General features: G+C 59.9%; 13 protein-coding genes and 3 pseudogenes. 4 read left to right on the top strand and 12 right to left on the bottom strand.

The genetic code is table 11. From position 1 onward, the window contains the following. Positions 1 to 140: 140 nt before the first annotated feature. The 8 genes from AB7245_RS46050 to AB7245_RS46015 all read right to left on the bottom strand — a co-directional run bounded on the left by AB7245_RS46050 (position 141) and on the right by AB7245_RS46015 (position 9,378). The gene (locus tag AB7245_RS46050) at positions 141 to 2,696 is read right to left on the bottom strand and encodes an ATP-binding protein (protein ID WP_439035940.1); all 2,556 of its coding nucleotides are present in this window, start codon (positions 2,694 to 2,696) and stop codon (positions 141 to 143) included. Between the two features lie 169 nt (positions 2,697 to 2,865). Further along, complete coding sequence (locus AB7245_RS46045) at positions 2,866 to 3,384, bottom strand: LLM class flavin-dependent oxidoreductase (RefSeq protein WP_439035939.1); 519 nt, start codon at positions 3,382 to 3,384, stop codon at positions 2,866 to 2,868. 104 nt (positions 3,385 to 3,488) lie between these two features. Beyond that, positions 3,489 to 4,724 carry a cytochrome P450 gene (locus tag AB7245_RS46040; protein WP_439035938.1) on the bottom strand — a complete coding sequence of 412 codons (1,236 nt, stop codon included), beginning with the start codon at positions 4,722 to 4,724 and terminating at the stop codon, positions 3,489 to 3,491. A 150-nt stretch (positions 4,725 to 4,874) separates the two neighbouring features. After that, positions 4,875 to 6,230, bottom strand: coding sequence for an FAD-binding oxidoreductase (locus tag AB7245_RS46035; RefSeq protein ID WP_439035937.1), 1,356 nt, complete (start codon positions 6,228 to 6,230; stop codon positions 4,875 to 4,877). Positions 6,231 to 6,337: 107 nt separating this feature from the next. After that, on the bottom strand, positions 6,338 to 7,288 hold the full coding sequence (locus AB7245_RS46030; RefSeq protein WP_439035936.1) for a helix-turn-helix transcriptional regulator: 951 nt from the start codon (positions 7,286 to 7,288) through the stop codon (positions 6,338 to 6,340). A gap of 318 nt (positions 7,289 to 7,606) precedes the next feature. After that, positions 7,607 to 8,011: a DUF302 domain-containing protein gene (locus tag AB7245_RS46025; protein WP_439035935.1), complete on the bottom strand. Its 405-nt coding sequence runs from the start codon at positions 8,009 to 8,011 to the stop codon at positions 7,607 to 7,609. Positions 8,012 to 8,102: 91 nt separating this feature from the next. Beyond that, positions 8,103 to 8,618 (bottom strand): hypothetical protein, encoded by a 516-nt coding sequence (locus tag AB7245_RS46020; protein ID WP_439035934.1) that lies wholly within the window; start codon positions 8,616 to 8,618, stop codon positions 8,103 to 8,105. A gap of 142 nt (positions 8,619 to 8,760) precedes the next feature. Next, the gene (locus tag AB7245_RS46015; protein ID WP_439035933.1) at positions 8,761 to 9,378 is read right to left on the bottom strand and encodes an isochorismatase family protein; all 618 of its coding nucleotides are present in this window, start codon (positions 9,376 to 9,378) and stop codon (positions 8,761 to 8,763) included. A 143-nt stretch (positions 9,379 to 9,521) separates the two neighbouring features. On the opposite strand from AB7245_RS46015, the gene AB7245_RS46010 reads away from it, so the two are divergent. The 3 genes from AB7245_RS46010 to AB7245_RS46000 all read left to right on the top strand — a co-directional run bounded on the left by AB7245_RS46010 (position 9,522) and on the right by AB7245_RS46000 (position 13,387). After that, a complete protein-coding gene (locus AB7245_RS46010) occupies positions 9,522 to 10,442 on the top strand; it encodes a LysR substrate-binding domain-containing protein (RefSeq protein ID WP_439035932.1) in 921 nt (306 codons plus the stop codon). 440 nt (positions 10,443 to 10,882) lie between these two features. Then, positions 10,883 to 11,833, top strand: a complete 951-nt coding sequence (locus tag AB7245_RS46005) for an alpha/beta hydrolase (protein WP_439035931.1) — start codon at positions 10,883 to 10,885, stop codon at positions 11,831 to 11,833. Positions 11,834 to 11,875: 42 nt separating this feature from the next. Then, the gene (locus AB7245_RS46000; protein WP_439035930.1) at positions 11,876 to 13,387 is read left to right on the top strand and encodes a GMC family oxidoreductase; all 1,512 of its coding nucleotides are present in this window, start codon (positions 11,876 to 11,878) and stop codon (positions 13,385 to 13,387) included. Positions 13,388 to 13,840: 453 nt separating this feature from the next. On the opposite strand, the pseudogene AB7245_RS45995 reads toward AB7245_RS46000, so the two are convergent. Beyond that, a pseudogene (locus tag AB7245_RS45995) lies at positions 13,841 to 14,163 on the bottom strand (alpha/beta hydrolase); the annotation flags it as partial. A gap of 169 nt (positions 14,164 to 14,332) precedes the next feature. Between AB7245_RS45995 and AB7245_RS45990 the strand changes: the two are divergent. Beyond that, a pseudogene (locus AB7245_RS45990) lies at positions 14,333 to 15,317 on the top strand (IS630 family transposase). 116 nt (positions 15,318 to 15,433) lie between these two features. Here the strand turns inward: AB7245_RS45990 and AB7245_RS45985 are convergent. From AB7245_RS45985 to AB7245_RS45975, 3 genes and pseudogenes are all read right to left on the bottom strand, one after another. Beyond that, positions 15,434 to 15,871: a DsrE family protein gene (locus AB7245_RS45985; protein WP_439035929.1), complete on the bottom strand. Its 438-nt coding sequence runs from the start codon at positions 15,869 to 15,871 to the stop codon at positions 15,434 to 15,436. 79 nt (positions 15,872 to 15,950) lie between these two features. Next, a complete protein-coding gene (locus AB7245_RS45980) occupies positions 15,951 to 16,937 on the bottom strand; it encodes an MBL fold metallo-hydrolase (RefSeq protein ID WP_439035928.1) in 987 nt (328 codons plus the stop codon). An 81-nt stretch (positions 16,938 to 17,018) separates the two neighbouring features. Then, positions 17,019 to 17,829 (bottom strand): annotated as a pseudogene (locus AB7245_RS45975) (alpha/beta fold hydrolase). Positions 17,830 to 17,860: the final 31 nt, after the last annotated feature.

Raw genomic sequence — 17,860 nt, 5'->3', positions numbered from 1 at the left:
GCGTGCCAGAACTCATCTTCACGACCTTCGTGCTTTCCGAGGCGGGCTCGATGGCGCCACATCCGAACGCGAAGCCGGCTTGTGGCACCTTGCAACGTGTCGGCGCGTTCCCGCACAAGACAAAAGTGGCCACGGGTATCTTACGCCTCCTGCAAGATTGACCGCAGGCGCCGCGCCAGGTCTGGCAGGCGGAAAGGTTTGTCGATGATCGGAAACTCGTCTACCGCTCGATATCGTTCCAACACATCCCCCGCGTAGCCCGAAGTGAGCAGGACCTTAATGTTCCGCTGTCTGGCTTGCCGGGCAAGCTCAACGCCATTCATTCCGTTCGGCATCACGACATCGCTCAACAAGAGTTCAACTTGTTGGCCATTCTCCAACATCTGGATGGCCTCCGCACCATTCCGCGCGCAAAGCACCCGATAGCCAAACGTGGTTAGCATTGCGGATGTAACTTCCAGGAGATCCTCATCGTCCTCGACCACAAGAATTTGCTCATGGCCTCCCGGTACGGCCTGCGTTTGGATGGTTTCCATCTCTGCCTCCGCTGTTTGCTCGGCTCTAGGCAGATACAAAGCGACCGTGGTTCCCGCGCCGGGCGTACTTTCTATGGTTACATGCCCATCGGATTGCCGGACGAAGCCATAGACCATGCTGAGGCCGAGGCCGGTACCCTTGCCGACTTCCTTGGTCGTGAAGAAGGGCTCAAAAACCCGATCTCGTACTTCCGGAGCCATCCCGGAGCCGTTGTCCGCGACGGACAACCTTACATAGCGTCCGGGCACACACCCGGCCACACCTCCCTCGTCCAGAACGACGTTCCGCGTCTCGATCTCGAGTACGCCGCCATCCGGCATGGCATCGCGCCCGTTCAGGGCCAGGTTGAGGAGAGCGGCCTCCAGCAGCGGCGGGTCGATGTGACACAGCCATAGTTGCTCATCGGTCCGCAGCCTGAGCTCGCATCCACCACCGACCGCCTGGCGGATGAGCCCCTGGAATTTCAAAATCAGCTCGTTTGGGCTGACCAGTTTTGGGTTCAGTTTCTGCCGCCGGGAAAAGGCGAGAAGACGCGCCGTCAGCGCTGCTCCCTGATCAGCGGCACGCCGTGCAGCCGCGGCGAACTGCCGGACCCTGCCAATATCCGCCGAATTTTCGATGAGCTCGAGATTTCCGGAGACCACCGTCAACAGGTTGTTGAAGTCGTGTGCGACGCCGCCCGTGAGCTGGCCCACGGACTCCATTTTCTGGCTCTGCTGAAGCTGCTCTTCGGTCAGGCGGCGCGCCTCCACGGCCTGCTTGTGCTCGGTGATGTCTCGGAAGAAGATTGCGAGGCCTTCGCTGGAGGGGAACGCATTGAGCGCGTACCAGACACGGCGGCGAGGGCAGAACTCTTCGAACGAGGCCGGGCGCTGGTCTGACATGGCTTCTCGAATTCGGCTAATAATTTCCGTTCCGGCAGCGTCCAGAAAAGCCTCTTGCAGCTCCATGCCGATGAGTTCGCCCCCTTCGGCGATCTGCGCCCAGGCCCGCTGGTTGAAGAAGCTGATGCGGCAGTCCCGATCGACCGTGATCACGCTGTCGGTCGTACTCTCAAAGATCATCGTGAGCCGGGCCGCGGAATCCTCCGCCTTTTCCTTCGCCTCAGACAATTCCTGCTCGCGGTGCTCCAGTGCGTCGGCCATGGTGTTGAACGCGTTGGCGACCCGGGCGATTTCGGATTTGTCCCGGATGTCCACGCGCCGCGAATATTCGCCGAGCCGCCATTGGTTTGCGGCAGGGGCCAATTCACCAAGCGGACGATGGATGAACCGGCGGGCGCCCAAAGTTGTGAGGACCAACACCAGCGAGGTGCTTAGAGCTATCAGGAGGATGTCGCGTAGCGTGCGATCCTGGATCTCGGTGAAGGCCTGCGCCTTGTTGAGGCCAAAGCTGACAACGAGTGCCCCGGAATCGGCCTGCAGGGCCGAGTAGCCTTCGATCCGCTCCGTGCCATCGACGTCGAGGATATCGACCGCATCCCGGTCGTCCATGTTCAAGTATTTGTAACCGGGCATCTTCGTGCCGACGAACCGGCCGTTAGCGGGGTAGCGGGCGAGATAGGTACCGTTGCGGTCCGTGATGGCGAGTGCGGCTCCGCGGGGGGTGCCCTTCTGAGCGATGTAGTCAGCGAGCCAATCGAGGCTGAGACCCGCGACGATGACCCCGCCCAACCGACCATCGTCGCCATAGAAGGGCAACGCAAACTGAATAACTTTACGGCCGGTCGACAGACCTGCCGAGTATTCTCCGACCGAGAATTTGCCGGTCTTCAACATGCTGGCAAAGTAGGCCCGCCCAACGATGGAAATTGGTCTATGGACACTGTTCGTGTCACAGAAAGACCAGCCTTTCACGTCGGCGACAAGAAAGGTAATGAAGGCTGGAAATCGCCGCTGCATACCGGCCAGGTAAGCGTCGCACGCTTGGCTGTCCCTCGTTTTTATCGAGGGGAGTTCCGACATCGCGATCAAAACCTGACGAATTCCCTGTACGATCTGCTGCTGTTCTGCCGCGGCGAGCTTGGCCAGGCTGAGCGCCTGGTTCTGCACTTCGACCTGGCGCGCACGACGGAGATCGAGTTCATTGTATACCTGAATTGCGATCGCGGGCAGTAGCGCGACAGCCACCAGCAAGAAAAAACGCGATAAAATGGTCACTTCTCGACCGACCCCAATCCTCTAGCGTTGTCCTCAGAGCGCTGAGGATCATCACTCTGCGAGCATTTCCCCCGAGCCGCCGACTCGGCCGGAAATCCTTCAATTTGGGGAGCCCCTCCCCCTCGCCAGTACCGCTTATGCGCAATCGACATGAATGACCGGCTCGAACTCAAGCGTCGGCATCGTTGACGCGCAGATATTCACCCAGACCTAAAGACGGGAGAGCGAGCATCAGATGCCGACCGCACACGTCAAACAACTGGGCTTCGCGGGATCTTTTGAAATGCTCGCCATTCAGGAGGCGAATAATGACGCCAAGGGCCTCGTCTTGTCGTCCACGAAGGAGCGTAGGGTCGATGCCAAATGCTCGAGCGTATGCGGTCAGAGCGCCTGGCCCCGAGCCAAAGATGACTCGACCGTTCGTCAGGTGATCGAGTTGCACCATGCGATCAGCAACGCGAACGGATGGTGATATGGCAGATACCTCGCCAGCACCGATGCCTAATGCGCTGTATTCGTTCTCCTGCCGCCGCAAGGAACAGCTCAGGCGATCCGATCGTCTCCCATCCCAAAAGAAATGGTGTTCTCCTCTCCAAAATTCGTCTGGGCCAAAATCGCGCTGCAACGTTGGATGCTCGCCCACGGGATGATGAGGCGCAAGGAAAGCGCCGAACCTCAATTTCGCCATTGATCAATCCCCGCATCTAAGCACGCCTCTTCATTTCTTCGCTTCTTCCGTTTCGCACGACACCTCTGGTGGCACTGCCGAATAGCACCCTGCGCCGGGCGAAGTCACGGCTTCCAGAAGACTCGCATGGCAGCATCGATGCGACGAACCCCGTAATGGCCCTTGATCTTCGGCGCCGCATCCAGGTGGAGTTGCGGAATTCGAGCGGTGATCACGCTCAGGCTTTCCTCAAGTTCGGCGCGCGCGAGTGCCTCGCCGATACAACGGTGTGCGCCGAAGCCAAAGATCGGATGCAATCGCGGTTGATCGGTACGACGAATGTCGAACGTGTCAGGACTGCGGTAGGCAGTTTCGTCCCGCATCGCCGACATGATCGAAAGCACTACAAGTTGACCGGCCGGTATTACACTCCCGCCAACGTCGATATTCTCGCGCGCAAGCCTCGCGGTCCCGGCAGCGCTAGGCTCAAACCGCATTGCTTCAGTGACGGCAGCCGGAACCAATGAAGGATCATCACAGACCGCTGCCCACTGCTCGCGATGCTGAAGCAGTAGGGCGAGTTGCATCGTGATCGCCACCCGCGTCGTATCGGCACTGCCGATGATCAGCGGCATAACCTGGTAAAGCATCTCCTCTGGCGACAGCTCCCCGGCTTCGGTAGCTGCAGCCAGGAACGCCGACAGGAAATCGTCGCGTGGCCTGCGGCGACGTTCCCCGAGAACCTTGTCTACATAGTCACGCAACTGCCGTATGGCATTCTCGATCTCACCGAGCTCGTCCGGTTTCAATCCGAAGCTGAAGATTTTCGTCACCTCATAGACCAGCAGGGTGAATTTCGGAATGTCCTGCCTCGGAAGTCCCAAAAGGTCGGCAATCATGCGGGCAGGCATTTCGGAGGCGAACTCGCCGAAGAAGTCCATCTCGCCCCGCCCGTAACGCTCGCCAATGAGATCATCTGCCGTACGGCGAATGCTCTTACGCATCTCATTGATTGTGCGGGGGGCAAATAGTCTCGAAAATGGCGCGCGGCGACGCCGATGGACATCACCGTCGGCTGTTATCATGCTATATGTGAAGAGATCGAATATCGCTCCGCTGCTGACGCCCAAAGCCTCCGGAAAGCTCGTTCCGCTCGCGCCGGCTCGCGGATCCTTTCCCAACCGGTCGACGTCGGCAAAACGCAAGACGAAATATCCGCCAGTCTCGTGCAGCACGACAGCGTGATCCTTTCGGTACTGGCGGAAGACACCATGCGGATCCACATCCAGTTGCTTGAGGGTGAGGACCGGGAGCGCTGCGCCATGCAGGCTCCCCGACCCCGTCGCCGCAAAATTCTCCACCATCAGTCTCCTTAGTTCGAGTGTTCGATCGCGAAAGCACAGTTCGAGCCCGACAGCCCGCTCACGGTCGCGATTTCGTCGCCTTCGCCGCTCGGAAATAAGGGCTCTGTGAGCCCGTCTTCGGCCGCCACCACAACGTCGCCGCCTCGATCAGACGGTTAGAGGCGTCGCTGAGAAGAAGTTATCCGGATCGAAACGACGCTTCACCGCCTGAAGTCTCGTGAGGTTGTTGCCGTAAGCGTGAGCGATTTGGTCCTGAGCCTGCGGGCCCAGAAGGTTGGGATAGCCGCCCGGCAACGACATCGGAGCTAACTTCTGACTAAGATCGCGTGCCCAGCGTTTGTGGACGGAGCCGTCACCAGTAGCAGGGTCCCAACACGCTATGATCTCAACCATGACATGTTCACGTCGCAGTCCAAAGGCGGTGTTGTCCGGCGGGATTTGCGTGGGAAGGCCACGGAAATGCTGAAGGACGATGGTCGAGAATGGCGACGTTCGACTGGTGCCACCTGCAATCAACGCAGAGACCGTCTCTGGATTGAGTTTCGGAATCCAGCGGCTCTCGACTGCATAGCACCGGTCGTTCTCCACACGCGCATCAAAGCTCTGAATTAAATCCTGATAGCTCATTGAAGCGATCTGCACGTGCATGGGCTTACCGCAGCGCTTCAGAACCTCCATTGCGATTTCACCGTCGGATATCTCCCCCGTCCACGCTGGCGCCAAGAATAGCGCCGGGCTGCCGTCCGGTAGAGAAATGAACCCGATAACGACTGACAGTTTGATGTCGGCAGATGCTATTGCCTTGGCATACCGGCCCAGCACTGTCTCGGCTTCACCCCATGGAAACAAAATCATGCCGCCCAGAACCCGGCGAGCGCGGTGCAAGCGGACTTTCATCGACGTGACTACGCCGAAATTGCCTCCACCGCCCTTAAGGGCCCAAAGCAGGTCCGGGTTTTCATCGTGATCGACGGTGAGACGTCGCCCGTCGGCAATGACAAGTTCGGCGCCAGTCAGGTTGTCCAACGCCAGTCCGTGGCTTGCAATCAGAGGGCCATAACCGCCGACGGTCGTCAATCCGGTCATTCCCGGCAAACCGTTCCAGCCCGTGACGGCAATGAGGTTGCTCGCGGTCGCGGCAGCGATAACTTTGGCGGCCGTGGTGCCCCCGGCAATAGTCGCGATTTGCCCCTCGATATGGACGTGGTTCAGCTGAGACAGGTCGATGACGACTGCTTCCGACCGGACCGAACGACCGGTAACGTCGTATCCACCACTACGAACCGATACTGGCATGTTATGGGCACGCGCTGTTCGCACGGCCGCTTGCACGTCTTCCACGCTTTCGCAGAGGGCAATCGCAACCGGATAGTGATCCACCGCGCCGTTCCATACCCGTCTAGCGCTGTCGTAGCCCTCGTCTCCTCGCGCGATGACCCGGCCTTGCATTTGGGTTTGTAGATCGTGCACCGATTGTTCAGATCGACTAACACTCTGCACCATACTTCGAACTCCCGGCTGTGATTGTACGACGGTCGAGAAATACCGGAAGACGGTGTCGAAGATCGCAGGATGGATCGTTGGCGCCGCAGCCTTTCGCGACCCAGTATTCAATCTGGCAGGACGATTCCTGGGCAAACTCCGTATTGCCGCTTATAGGCGACGATGAAACTGGAAGTCGTACTGTAGCCCGCATGGCGGGCCGCCTGTTTAACGCTTACTCCTGCTTCTTTGAGAGCACAGTCGGCCCGTTGCAGCATGAGTGTTGTGCGATGTCCGGATAGTGTCGTGCCGTAGACCTGCTTGAAGGCGGATCGGAGCTTGGTTCGATTCATGGCGGCAACGCGCGCGAGATCATCAACATCCAAAATGCGATGCGGCTCCCGGTCGATGATCTGCTTCACCAAGCCCAACCGATCAAGAATGCCCGGATCGAAGGCACCCGCGCGCAAAGCATCGCGTCGGGAGACCTCGCTCAACAGAGCGGAAACCAGCTCAAACGTCTTGGCCTCATAATAGAGCGTCGCGAGAGACGGAAACATGGCACGTCGGGCAGCAACGTCCCTTGCGATCGCGCCAAAATGACCGGAGTCGAGCGTCTCCATCGCGATCTTCCGCCCTCGGATCATGCGCAGAAGCGAGTCCGGCAATGTCGCAGCAGGAAGGCCACGAGCTTTCATCATGGCCATCAGGTTGACGACGACAGTAACGGCCTTGAGACCTCGCGAAACACTCGTTGCAAATTGGAAGCGCTCGTGTTGCGGCACGAAGACCATCGTCATATCTGCACCCTTCGCATCAAAACGACTATTGCCGACGGCGAAGTCCGTCCAGGCTCCATCCTGATTGAGTACAGCAGTACATACGATCACGTCCTTCCTTGCCAACGCCTTCAGTTCGACGGTTCTCGAATTCGCCCAATCGACTACGAAGATGCCCATACCTCGTCCTGCCCACGCTACGTTGCCAACATCGGTTGACCATGGGGCCTGGGTCAGATTTCCTCCTCGGGCCTGCATGCCGGCGCGACTTAAAACTTCCTCGAAATCGACTTGCGACACATTCATCTCCGATATCAGCGTCGCCGAGACCACGACGCAATCGGATGATAGCGGAGGCTAAGACCCGATGAACTCAACTCGTTGTGCGTTTCTGCCTTACTGCTAACGGGCGTGATGAGTCGTACGTGTGTCCGTGCGGGTGCACGCCTGCACAATCATTCACAGAAAGGCGAGAGGATAGTGAGGCTATGAAATTCGATCCTAGCACTTTGCGTCGCTCAGACGATGAGAGACATCGCGGCAAGTCAAATCGCGGCGATCCGATATTGGCGCGGGGATTCCAAGGCCGGGGCGCGCCTCGCCACTGTCCCGCTGATCTTACGGAGCCGTTGTCGACATTGCGGCCATCTTCTTCAGCACGCGCGTCATCGCTTCGATGACAGGCTTGGCGGTTTCACCGATACTATGCCGATCTGCGACAAAGGCAGGATCATTATAGGAAAGAATGGTGTTGCCGGCCTCATCCTGCCAGACCAGCACCTTCAACGGCAAGTCGATGCCGATTGTTTGCGCCGATCGCATCAGCGGAGTTCCGACCTTAGCCGCACCGAAGATCAGAAGATCCGTCGACCGCAGCGGCAGCCCGACCGCGGCGGCGCCAGCGGTGTGGTCGATATGGCTAAATATCGTCATGGCCTTGGCACGGACCTCCGCCTCAAACCGGCTCATCGTTTCCTCTGGGCCAAAGCTGCTGCGCAGCGTGATCAATCCATCAGCGGCCATTGCATGCTCTCCTGATAACGACGTCGTTGCGATCAACACAAAGACGACAGTCCTTGTGGTTGGCAATTCTCGTTTCCTCGAGGGTTTCGGGTTAGTCGATCTCGCTTTCCACGGCGCGCTCTTGGTGGCCGCAGCTCCTCCGTTGCAGCACATCAAACATCTTCCCGATATCAGCAGCGCGATAAGCAGCCGTGGGCCGCAGGGCGAAACACAGGATGGAAGCGAAGCCGATCCCGAAAAGAACACAAGCGCTCGTCTCCGCATCCGGAGCCAGTCCTCCGGCGACCAGCATGGTCGCTGCACCTGCGAGTCCGATGAAGCAGCCTTGGAAATGCGCGGCCACCGCCGGCAATTTGTCGGGCATGAGCAACGCCTTGAGCACGTAGATGACAACGAGCACCGCCCAGACAACACCGGCAATCAAGTAGATCCAGTCCTCGATGAACTTGGGAAGTTGCCAGGTCCGCTCGGCTCCCCGCCAAGCATTGCCCAGGCCTGCAAGGCCCAGTACAATTCCGAAATAGCTGGCCGGCATATTGCCGAAGATCTCGGAAAAAGGACCGGACGACTTATCCAGCACCCGCCATCGCGCAATTGCCGCCTCCATGATGGTTACTCCAAAGAACTCAGACTGAATGTGTTCGAATGTGCGGGTAGAATAGGCGACGGCATTGATCGAGCCGCATACAGAGCGCCTCGACGCGGTTCAAGGTGCCACCTGCAGCCGCGTCGAACCGCCTCGGCTTCGCTCACTTGCGCATGCCGCCTGCAAACTGGGCAACGAGCGTTGCCCAAGGCATGTCGAGCGCGCCATACACGAGGCCGGCCTCCGGCCGGCTGTTGTCTTTGAGGATCTCGACCATCAACGTGGCGTAATCGGACACGACGACGCCGGCCTGCATCATGCGCAGCAATCCGGCCTGGCGCTTGGTCTCGCTGAACGTTCCGCAAGCATCGACGGCTACGTACGCGTCCGATCCACGAGCCACGGCCGTCATCGCCGCGAAGGCCGCGCACACTTCAAGAGAGATGCCGGCGAAGATCAGCTTGTTCCGCCCGGTGGCCGCGATAGCGTTGACGACGAGGTGGCAGTCATAGGCGTTCACCCATGGACGATCGATGACCTCGACACCGGCCAACGCTTCGACTAGTTCGGGGAAGATCGGTCCCCACATGCTGTCGCTCGCGGTCGTCGTGACGACGATAGGCAGCTTGAGCGCCCTCGCGGCTTTGGCAAGAGCCACCACGTTGTGCTTGAGCTCCCCGATCGAGATGTCCCGGACCCCGGTCATCAGACCAATTTGCTGATCGACCAGTACAAGAGCGGCGTTCTCAGCGGTGAGCGGTTCATAGGTTCGGCTGGGCATTAGGTCCTCCTGGTTAGTTCTATTCGGTTCCCAAACCGGGCGAAGCCGGCTCTGGAGTGACGACTTAGAGCTACCCACTGGACGCTCGATCCAAAAGTCATCAAAATCCGAACCCAGCGTCCCAATGGTTGGACGACGGACCTATGCTGGATCTGAACGATTTCTTTCTGTTCGTGCAGGTGGTCGACAGGGGCGGCTTCACGGCCGCGAGTCGAACTCTGCGGACCCCCAAATCGACGCTCAGTCACCGCGTCCAGCAGCTCGAGGGCAGTCTTGGCGTACGGCTGCTCAACCGGACGTCGCGCAAGTTTGGGATGACCGATGCAGGTGAGGACTTCTACCGGCACGCAGTCGCGGTGCTGCGGGAGGCGGAACTGGCCGAGAATACCGTCCGGCATCGGCTGAGCGAACCGAGCGGCACGATACGGTGTACGGGTGGCGTGGCGACCATGCAGTTCGCCATGACCGGCATTATCAGCGACTTCCTGATACAGTATCCGAAGGTGAACATCGTGGTGCATGCCATCGACCGGCCGGTCGATATTGTTGGTGAGAACTTCGATATCGCCATCAGGGCCCATTCCGGCCCGCTCCCCGATTCCAACCTTGTCAAGCGGACGCTCGCACCGGCCCCCTGGTTCTTGTTCGCAGGATCCGACTATCTCGCCGCGAACGGAGAACCGGAGAAGCCTCAGGATCTCCGCGATCATCCTTCGCTCTTCATGATGAGACCCGGCGTGGACCCGGTCTGGCGATTGCGCCCTGCCCGCCAGGCGAACCAGGCGAGGAATGAAGTCGTGATGCCGCTGACGCCGAGGCTCTTGAGCGACGACGAGATCGGGCTCCAGGAAGCAGCAATCAGAGGTCTCGGGATCGTGGCGTTGCCCGGTTACATCTGCCGCACTGCGGTCAAATCCGGAGCCCTGCGGCGGGTATTGCCGAACTGGATCGCCGGCGACTCCACGATTACGGCGCTCATTCCGTACAGGCAGGGACTGCTGCCGTCGGTTCGGGCCTTCCTTGATCATCTGGTCACGGAATTTCCGAAAGCCGTCCTGATGTAGGTCGTCCAGCCTGTCGTACGCTAGGTTCCAAATTTGGCATCTGTTCAGCTGTCGGGCTTTGCTCCTAGATGCGTGTCGAAGACGAAATTCGTCTGGAGCATGAGCGATGAACATATTGCCGGAATTGAGCTGGACGTGTCTCTCCGAAACGTTGGGCAAGATCGTCTCGGCGGCCCGCATCGATCGGAAACGGCTTACCGCAGATCAAGTCTTGGAAGCGATGATCGGCGGATAGATCCGTTGTAGATAGCGGACGACTTCGTGATGACGGCGCCGACCTGAGACCCTCGCGCTGGAATCCGAGCCGACAACCGCGGAACGCTTGTGACGCGCACGGGATGTCCGCCTCCTGCGCCGACGGCAAGCTCGGCCGCATCCCGACCTGCCACTTCTCCCAAATGCCCCCTTGCTACGTGTTTAAGCTTCTGGAGAGGAAATTAATGATGTCAGCTCCCGGATTGAGGAATTATCAGCAGAGCAAGACGGAGTTCGTTCGAATTTCGACGGACGAGCGTGACCGTGAGCGCGCCTTACGCGAGCGCTTCGCGGACTTCTGGGGGACGGCGAGCGCCGAGCCGAGGGCGATCTACGACGCCTTCATTTCTGCCAGCCCCCTGACCCATGATGTTGATCTCGAGGCGGTCTACGAAGGCAGCGTGCGGGGGTGGTGGGTTCATCCACAACAGGCCGAGGCCGGCGAGGCCATCCTCTTCCTGCATGGCGGCGGATACGTGAAGGGCTCCGCGAGAGCATACCAGGGTTTCGTCAGCCAGATCGTCAGCCGCGCACGGATTCCGACGCTCGTCATCGACTACCCGCTGGCTCCGGAGGCCACGGTGCCGGCGCCTCCGGAAGCAGCTATAGAGGCCTGGCGATGGCTGGTCGCACAAGGCCTGAACCGAATAGCGATTGCCGGCGACTCGGCGGGCGGCGGTCTGACGCTCGTGACGCTGGCAGAGTTGACCAAGAAGCCCCATGGCCCGGCGCCGATCGCAGGCGTGGTCTTCTCGCCGTGGTCGGATCTGGCTTTCACGGGCGCATCGATGAAGAATCCGGCCGTCGCTGATCCGTTGATCGGCTACGAATACCTGAAGGATTGCGCGCACAAGTACCTCGGCGTCGCGGATTCCCGCGATACCCTCGCCTCGCCCCTTTACGGCGATCTGCGGTGCCTGCCGCCACTTCTCATTCAGGTGGGTACTGATGAGCGCCTGCTCGACGACGCCCGGCAATATGCCGACCGTGCGACGCAGGCCGGAGTTTCGGTCGAGCTCGAGATATTCGAAGGGATGCATCACGTCTTCCAGCTCGACGTCGCACATCTCGAAAGTAGCCGCGTCGCGCTCGATCGCGCAACCCGATTCCTTCGCGACGCTTTCGACGGCCGATGACATTCCCTCGCGGGGTCATCCATCAGGAAAAAGGAACGTGTTATGGTCAAGGAGCCTAAATCGCCCGACGTCGTCATCGTAGGTGGCGGATCCGCAGGCGCCGTGCTCGCGAGCCGCCTGAGCGAGGACAGCGCGAGGCGTGTTCTCCTGCTGGAGGCGGGTAAGACATACGCGCCTACGGAATATCCGGACGTGATAGCGAACGCGAACCGCGTCGGGGGCGACCAGACGCACGACTGGGGTTACCACACCCAGGATCACGTCGGACTCGGTCACGATGTGACGGCGCTTCGCGGCAAGGTGCTCGGGGGCAGTTCAGCCATCAATGCTGCGGTCGCGATGCGCGCCAGACCGTCCGATTTCGCGCGCTGGAGTGCGCACGGGATCGAGGGCTGGTCCTTCGACGACGTTCTGCCGATCTACAAGGCGATGGAGAACACTCCCACAGGGGACGATGCCTGGCACGGGCGTTCAGGCTCCTTTCCGATCCGACAGCGGACGATGGAAGAGAATACTCCGTCGATGCGAGCCTTTGTGCTCGCCGCTGAAGCGTGCGGCTTGGCACGCGTAAGCGACTTCAACGGAGCGGAGCAACACGGTGTGTCACCTTATCTGTTGAACGTGGTCGACGGCAAGCGCATCAACACGGGTATGGCCTACCTCACCGACGAGGTGCGCCGCCGACCGAACCTGACGATCATGGGTGGCGTCGAGGTCGACAGCGTCGTCTTCGGCGGCCGCAGGGCGACCGGCGTTCGTCTCGCGAACGAAGATACGATAGCGGCCGGACAGGTGATCCTGTCGGCCGGCGCGTACGGTAGCCCTGCGATTCTCATGCGCTCGGGGATCGGTCCGCGCTCACATCTGCAGGAACTCGGCATTCCCGTCCTCGTCAATGCCCCGGTCGGCGCGCGGCTGAAAGAGCATCCGTTCTACTACAACATCTACGCCCTGAAGCCGGAAGCGAAGTCGATGGCGCCGGCCGCGGGCGCCATCATCTGGACCAGATCCAGCAAGGCTGGGCCCGCCGAACTTGATCTGCATATTTCCGGTACGCACATATTCGATCCAGCGCAAAGCCCGACCGGAGGGGCGATCGTCCTTGCCTGCTCGGTCACGCTTCCTGAATCGAGCGGATCAATCCGCCTGGCGAGCCGCGACCCGCGCGCTATGCCGCTCATCCGCTTCAACTTCTTCCGAGATCGAAGTGACCTGCGCCGGATGATGGAGGCCGTGCGCCTCTCGCGCAAAATCGGAAGAACGGCGCCGTTCAGCGAGGTGGTCGAACGCGAGATGACGCCCGGCAACGAGGTACAGGATGACGACGCGCTGGAGGCGGCGGTGATCGCGTCTGTCGACGGATATTCTCACCCGACCTCGTCCGTTCCTATGGGCGGTCGCGCGGACCCTGGCGCCGTCGTCGATGCGAAGGGCGCGGTACGTGGAACGGATGGCCTGCACGTCATCGACGCGTCGATCATGCCGGACACCGTCTCGGCGCCGACGAACATCACGACCATCATGATCGCGGAAGCCCTCAGCCGGCACTTCTGACCCCTATGTCATCTCGCAGCCGTCGAGCATCGTCGTCTCCTCTGGCGCGCCCCTCCGCGCCGGCAGCGCCGCCGCTCCGGCCCGCGAGTACTCGAGGACCAGCACATCGGCCGTTTCGGCGCGCGGATCGGCGAGCTCTCCTGCCACTTTTCCTCGGCCTAGGTAAGAGATGCACCAGCGCCCTCAGCGAACGATGCTACCTGCGATGCTAATACGTTTTCGTTGGTAGGTTGGCGGCAGAGGCCAGGCGTGAGCTTCTCACGCGGTGCCCCATGGCAAGCTCGCCTCGAATATACTCATCGTCGAGCGGCGAGGCATGCCCCGGGGACGACATTCAGAATCTAGATGGCTTCCACGAACCGAATAACAACATCACCATCACGCTGCAACGGCGCGGCGCGTCTTCATCGCATGCCATGGTTCGATCCACGCGTCAAAGACAATGCGGGCCGTATGCACCCCCGCTTCGGTGACGATCATGCCAGAAAAGGAATGACCTACCAGGACCGTCGGCCGTCTTGCCGTGCCAGCACGCGCTCTGCCAAAGCGACTGCTTCAGGCAGCATGGCCAGCGGATTTTGCACGGAGGTAGCATTGAAGCCCTTGTGCCTTCAGTGGGGCGATGACTTCGAACGAGCACGCCCCGCCGGCGAAGAGCCCCGCACGAGCGCGACGGCGCGGGCCTTCGGCGGAGGCATCTGCGGCCATGCCGCGAGTGGAGATCAGCGAAGCTACTGCGCCTTAGCGGTGTAAAAAGTGCGTCTGTGCATCATCATGATGCCTGTTCCATTGATCATTGGTTGGGAGGGGACAGTCTTGATGCCATCGCCTGGCCTGCATTCAGCAATGCCAGCGACGCAAATGGCCGCGCGTCGCATCTAGTCATCTGTAACGCAAGTTCGTCACATTAGTTGATAGCTCGATTCTCTACAGAGGAGAGAGCTCGTGGCGAATGGTGAGCGAGGCCGGCCGATCGCGCCGTCGGTGCTTAGTCCGCGGGAGCGGGCGTACTTGGAGAGGCAAGTTCGTCGTCATCGCGTTGCCCGATCGCTATCTGAGCGCTGCCGCGCGATCCTGCGGTGGATGGCTTGCCAAGCAAGTCGGTGGCTGCCGAACTTGGCATCCATGAACACACCGTTGGCAAGTGGCGCCGCCGATTTTTGAAGGATCGCTTGGCCTGCTTGACGAAGCCCGCCCTGGCCGCCCTCGAACCATCGACGACGATCAGGTTGCTGAGGTAATCGAGCGGACATTGCGTACGACGCCGCGCGACGCGACGCACTGGTTGATCCGCTCGATGGCTGCGGAAACTGGCTTTTCTCACACCACGATCCGCCGAATGTGGACGGCGTTCGGCCTGCAGCCGCACCGTAGCCAGACATTCAAGCTGTCGAGCGATCCGCTGTTCGTCGACAAGGTACGCGATATCGTCGGCCTTTACCTGTCCCCGCCGAACCGAGCCCTTGTCCTCACCATCGATGAGAAAAGTCAGATCCAGGCACTTGATCGCGAGCAACCGGTCTTGCCAATGATGCCTGGCGTACCGGAACGTCGCACGCACAGCTATGTGCGGCATGGTACGACCTCGCTGTTTGCCGCGCTCGATGTCGCCTCGGGGTTCGTCATAGGCAAATGCTACAAGCGCCACCGGGCAGTTGAGTTCTTGAAGTTCCTCAAAGAGATCGACGCTCAAATCCCTGAAGGGCTCGATGTCCATCGTCATGGGTAACTACGCCACCCACAAGACGCCTAAGATCAAAGCGTGGCTCGCCCGCCGGCCGCATTATCACGTCCATTTCACGCCGACTTCCGCGTCATGGATCAATCAGGTCGAGCGCTGGTTCGCTGAGCTCACCAGAAAGCAGATCCAGCGAGGTGTTCACACTTCAAATGGACCAAGTCCGCAGACCAGATTTTGGCTTCCGTCTAACGCTTCTGCCACAATGCCTAGCAGACTTTATGTGGCGACTTTTAGATTCACGTGACTAGTTCTGAAGGCATTGGTTTGCGGGGTCGCGGAGTTGTGCTCACATCGATCTTTGCTTCTTACTCCGTGATCTTCACGAATCCTTGCTGGACGAGCTGTGACGTTCTCGCCATAGCATCCGTATTGACCTTGATGTCCGCAAGCAAGTCCTCGTTTCCCCAACCGTGGGCCTTTGCGGTCGCGCCGCAAAGCTCAACCTTCACGCCGCGCTTCTGCAGACCGGAAATGAGATCCTTGTAGGGATTGCCCGTCGCAATGTTGCGATCCGCGTTATACGCCGTGTCGTGCAGAGTCACATGCCCAGCATTCGTATGGAAGACTGCGACAATCTCCGAGGTCGCGCTCCAACCCGCGATGTCGTTCTTAATGAGCTGCATGTGAAAGATCGAAGCCGGAAGGTCTCCCTCGAACTGTAGGGCGCCGATGCTGAATACGATCTTCACATCCGACAGCTTGACCGGGATGTCGATGTGAAGCGGCTTTTCGGGCACGGACATGTCAAGGCTCCTGTCAGGTTTGAATTGTTGCGCTTCCTCGGAAGCGAAGGCGATAGCGTGGGCGCTCGCGCTGAGGGTATCAGACGCCCTCATAGACCAGCCTGGTGAACAAGGCGGGCGTGATCAGGAACTGGCCCCATTTCGCGTCGAATTGTTCGGTTGGCTTGGCCGCGATGGTCTCATCGAGCGAGCGGCCCGAGCGCTTGAGCATTGCGACTTGATCCCGGATGGCGACGAGCATGTCGCGATAGGCGATCAGCTCGTCCTTGTTGCTCACGGCACTGGCACGGTTGGGCAGGTTGTGGCCGGGGATGACGATGGTTTTGCTTCCGGCGGCGGCGATGTTCTGCTGAGCCGCCTTGATCATCCCGTCGATGTTGCCGCCGGTCGAATAGTCGATGAACGGATAGATGCCGTTCCAATAGGTGTCCCCGCAATGGAGGATTTCCGCCTCGGCGAAGCTGACCGAGATGTCGCTGTCCGTATGCGCGGGGCCATAGTGCTTCAAATTGAGGGTCGAGCGGTTGATGGTGATGCGCTTGTCCGAAGAGAACACCTCGGTCGGCACCGCGGCCAAGGGCGGCGAAGGGAACGTGTAGTCCCAGTCCGCGACTCTCTGGGTGGAAAGCAGATGCTTGTGCGTGTTCTCGTGAGCCAGAATGGCAGCGCCTTCCTCACTTAGCCACTGATTGCCGTCCGTGTGGTCGAAGTGCCAGTGAGTGTTGATAAGATGCTTGATGGGATCGCGGCTAAGGCTGTTGACAGCCTCCAGGATGCGCGGGCGGGTAGCGGTAATGCCGGCGTCGACGAACAGCTTGCCGTCTCCGCCTGTCAGAACGGCGATGTTGCCGCCAGAGCCCTCGATGACCGCGACATTGCCGCGCAGCTTGTGAATCTCGATGGGCATCGTCGCGGCGGAGTCACGGATCGTATCGACGATGTTGCGTGCTTCGGCGAACGCTTCGGCGGGCTTCAACCAGTCACGATTCGTACCGAGACCGGCGGCGACGGCGCAGCATATGCAAAAGCTGCGTCGTGACAGTGTCTGCGGGGTGCGCACGGACATCGGAGACTCCTCTGATAGATTGGATGGTTTCCAGGGTGGCGGTCGTCCTTGCTGCGCTGCTGCTCCTTGGCGCGCCTAGTTTTATGCCTCGATGAACGCCAGAAGATCCTGATTGATCACATCAGCATGGGTGGTGAGCATTCCATGGGGGAACCCGGGAGAGATGTTCAGCGTCGCGCGGTTACGGCGCTTCGCCGAGAACAGGGCAGCGTCATTGTATGGCACGATCTGATCGTCGTCTCCGTGCATCACGAGCGTTGGCACTGCGATGACCTTCAGGTCCTCGGTGAAGTCAGTTTCGGAATAGGCCTTGATGCCCTCGTAATGCGCCTTAGCCCCCCATCATGCCTTGGCGCCACCAATTCGCGATGACGCCCTCCAGCGGTTTCGCGCCGGGCCGATTGAACCCGTAAAACGGACCGGACGCGACGTCGCGATAGAACTGGGCGCGATTATCCGTGAGGCCCGCGCGCAGCCCATCGAATACTTCGATGGGCAGACCATCCGAGTTGTTCGGCGTTTCCACCATGATCGGTAGCACGGCCGACATCAATACCGCCTTGGCGACCCTACCCTTGCCATGGCGCGCAACGTAGCGCGTCACCTCTCCTCCTCCGGTGGAATGCCCAATGTGGACGGCATCGCGCAGAGCCAGATGGTCTACAACTGCGGCCGCGTCTGCAGCGTAGTGATCCATATCGTGGCCGTCCGAAACCTGGCCTGAACGCCCATGGCCACGGATGACTCGGTATCCCCGCTGGACAAAAAACAGCATTTGCGTATCCCAGTCATCGGCGCTCAATGGCCAGCCATGATGAATGACGATAGGCTTTCCTTGACCCCAGTCCTTATAGAAAATCTGGGTACCGTCTTCGGTTTCGACATACGGCATGTCGATTCACTCTGTTTACGATTTCCGTCTT

Source organism: Bradyrhizobium sp. 604_D8_N2_3 (genome assembly GCF_051810765.1).
Taxonomy (GTDB): domain Bacteria; phylum Pseudomonadota; class Alphaproteobacteria; order Rhizobiales; family Xanthobacteraceae; genus Bradyrhizobium; species Bradyrhizobium barranii.
This window is presented reverse-complemented; position numbering and strand designations above follow the sequence as displayed.